The sequence below is a fragment of the Methylobacterium sp. WL18 genome (assembly GCF_008040015.1).
Taxonomy (GTDB): domain Bacteria; phylum Pseudomonadota; class Alphaproteobacteria; order Rhizobiales; family Beijerinckiaceae; genus Methylobacterium; species Methylobacterium mesophilicum.
Window position 1 is genome coordinate 1 of the sequence record NZ_VRVD01000801.1, and the last position, 1,855, is coordinate 1,855.

At 68.6% G+C, this 1,855-nt stretch carries 3 protein-coding genes; 2 read left to right on the forward strand and 1 reads right to left on the reverse strand.

Annotation, left to right across the window (positions count from 1 at the left end; translation table 11 throughout):
• Positions 1–102: 102 nt before the first annotated feature.
• Positions 103–309, forward strand: a complete 207-nt coding sequence (locus tag FV228_RS28450) for a hypothetical protein (RefSeq protein ID WP_147857547.1) — start codon at positions 103–105, stop codon at positions 307–309.
• Positions 310–597: 288 nt separating this feature from the next.
• Complete coding sequence (locus tag FV228_RS28455; RefSeq protein ID WP_246689995.1) at positions 598–1,137, forward strand: hypothetical protein; 540 nt, start codon at positions 598–600, stop codon at positions 1,135–1,137.
• 12 nt (positions 1,138–1,149) lie between these two features.
• Here the strand turns inward: FV228_RS28455 and FV228_RS28460 are convergent, their stop codons facing one another.
• Positions 1,150–1,512 carry a hypothetical protein gene (locus FV228_RS28460; RefSeq protein WP_147857546.1) on the reverse strand — a complete coding sequence of 121 codons (363 nt, stop codon included), beginning with the start codon at positions 1,510–1,512 and terminating at the stop codon, positions 1,150–1,152.
• Positions 1,513–1,855: the final 343 nt, after the last annotated feature.

The window sequence follows — 1,855 nt, forward strand, 5'->3', positions numbered from 1 at the left end:
CCGGCCCGAGGCCGGCCGCGGGAAGCCGGCCCGGTAAGGGCCCGGCTGCCGCCCACGGTCGCACCCCCTGGGCCGGAGCAGGGGAGTTCGCACATGCGAGGCATGGGTGCGAATGGCGGGCATCTCTACACGGTTGAGGTCAGGCCGAGCCGGCATGACCCGGGCCGTTTCACGTGGGCGATCCGGGACCGCGGCAAGCTGGTTCGGGGATCGTACCGCCCGCACGCCTCCGAAGGTGTGGCCCGCGCGGTCGCCCTGGCCGAGGTCGAGCGGCTGATCGGGCACGACGAGCCGCAGAACGACGGCTGATCGGCCTTCAGTCATGCTCTAAATGCATGTCTTGGGGTCCGATGGGTGTCGTCCGTGCATAAGGAAACGGCCTCCGGTCTGTTGCATGCCGCAATGCGGTAGCCTATCTGTGCAGTGCGGGATGGCGATGGCGTCGCGATCCCGCTGCCCTTCTTGGGCGTTTCCTCCCTAGACTTCGGGCCGCTCCTTCGGGAGTGGCCTTTTTTTCTGTCCTGTCTTCGAGACTGCGGACGGAGATCCGGACTCTGAAGCTCCGGCCCGAGGTTACGGCCAAGCGGAACCATGACCTTGGCTGTTCGTTCTGCCGTCATGGAACACTACAGATCCACCCTTGCGACGACTGCGATCGCCGTATTCGGCTTGGTCGTGGCGGCCCATACTCTGCATCCGGGCAATTACGAGGCGCAGCAGCGCCCGGTCCGGACTGTCGCAACGCAGGCCACCCCATCGGGCTGGGCGGATCCGCCGGCCCGGCTGGCCGGCCTCGGCAAGTCCGACGCCCCCGCATCGGAGATTGGGCGTGCGCCTGCCCCCGACCTGCTGGCGCCGCGATTGGCCGCCGCATTGCCGCCGGGTGCCATCGCGGCTCCGGCGCTGCCGAGCGAGATGGTCGCCCCCGCCGAGAAGGCTCGGAAGACGGTGGTGGCACACCGGTCGAAGGTGGCGGATCGCAGCCTTCGCCGGACGGCCCGCCTGCGCAACGCCGGCCTGGCCCGCACGGCAGCCGTCGAGCCGATGACCGCACCATCGGCGCCCGCGCCGGCCCCCAGGAAGATCGATCCGATCGGCGATCTGATCCGCGGTCTCGGCCTCGGCCGCGAGGGCTGACCGCCCCGCGCCCTACTGGACGTGGATGGTCAGCTTCATCTTCGGGTGGATGCCGCACTGGATGACGAAATCCCCCGCTTCCGCCAGGACCAGCCGGGTCTCGGTGCCGGGTTCCTGATCGCCCGCATCGAACGAGAACCGGTCCGCCTCGATGAAGGCGTGGTGTGTCTGGCTGGAATCCTCGTTGCGCAGGGTGATCGTGTCGCCGCGCCGCAGGAACAGGTCGGTCGGCACGTAATGGCGTCCCTTCTGTAGCACGACGCGGGTCGTGCTCGACAGCATCGCCCAGGCCGCGTGCGGCGCGGCGCACAGACCCGCCAGAACCATCGTTCCGACGAGGAGCAAGGGCCGGAGGCGCCGGTCGCGAAGGGGCATGTTGGATGTCCGCTGGGTACTGGATACGCCCGGGCAGGGGATCGAGGCGGAATCGTCCGCCGAGCGGCCCGGGATGCCGCCAAGCGCCATGGTGCGCCGAGGTCCTGAACACCCCGCTAAGCCGGACGGTAAGATTGTCTCGATCGATCAGTCAATAAGGCGGGGATATTTAGTCTCTACAAGTCTTGATTGTATTGATCGCTAGAGTGCGTCTCACTGGAACCTGGACCGCAGGCAGTGAGCGCCTCGCGCACGTGGTCCCGGAAGACCTGGACCCGTGCCGGCAGGTCGCGCCCGGCCAGCGTCACGGCGCGCAGGACCCCGCCGCGGCTCGCCCAGGGGG

Excerpts from the sequence above, each read along its gene's own strand:
- FV228_RS28450 (WP_147857547.1), top strand. The coding sequence starts at position 103 with ATGGGTGCGAATGGCGGGCATCTCTACACGGTTGAGGTCAGGCCGAGC.
- FV228_RS28460 (WP_147857546.1), bottom strand. The coding sequence starts at position 1,512 with ATGCCCCTTCGCGACCGGCGCCTCCGGCCCTTGCTCCTCGTCGGAACG.